Source organism: Peribacillus sp. P4_C12 (assembly GCF_056402095.1).
Genome location: NZ_JBFUIB010001068.1, coordinates 1 through 743, shown reverse-complemented (window position 1 = coordinate 743; position 743 = coordinate 1). Strand labels below are relative to the sequence as shown.

Here is a 743-nt window from a genome sequence, read left to right as displayed (position 1 = left end):
CTACTTCACCGTTCGAAATCGGGTTCTTCTCGTCATCCAAAATTAAACATTCCACAAGAGGGAAAGGATGTCCCACTGAACGTTCCTTCCGGCGAATGTCACCTGGTTTAATGTTCAGTGTAATCGCACTTTCAGTCGAACCGTAAAATTCGTTCAAATCGGCATTTTTGAAAAATTCCAGAATATCCAGTTTTGTTTGTGTCGGCAGCGGCGAGCCTGCTGAAACCAACACACGCATAGGGGAGATGTCATGCTTTGCTTTTATTTCTTCCTTCGTGTTGATCAGGAAATTGTACATCGTTGGTGCAAGGAACGTGTTTGTTATCTGGTATCGCTCAATGTCTTCAAGCACATGTTCTGCATTAAATGATTCATGAATGACAAGGGTGCCACCCACGAGCAGCTGCATGACAAGAAAAATCCAAGGGGCTGCATGATAAATGGGCCCTGCAACAAGGTGAATATCTGATTCGCCAATCTTGTATTCATAAGCTGCCGCCATTCCTGTCAGTATTCGGGACCGATGGGAAATGACCACTCCTTTTGGCTTTCCGGTCGTACCGGAAGTGTAGCCCAAATAGAAAGTATCTTTCTCATGAACCTCAATGTCCGGTTCCGCATCACAGCCTGAAGTAAGAAAATCTACATACCCTTCCATAATTTCATTGGACGCACCGCCCACTACCAGTACGGTGTCTAATTGAGAGTTTCTTGGGAGCAACTCTTGTGCAATACCTTCATAT

General features: G+C 44.8%; 1 protein-coding gene. It reads right to left on the bottom strand.

Going from position 1 to position 743, the window contains the following annotated elements; all coding sequences use genetic code 11:
• Positions 1 to 743, bottom strand: a 743-nt coding sequence (locus AC1DUW_RS31330) for a class I adenylate-forming enzyme family protein (protein WP_477644512.1), incomplete at both ends; no start/stop codon positions are given.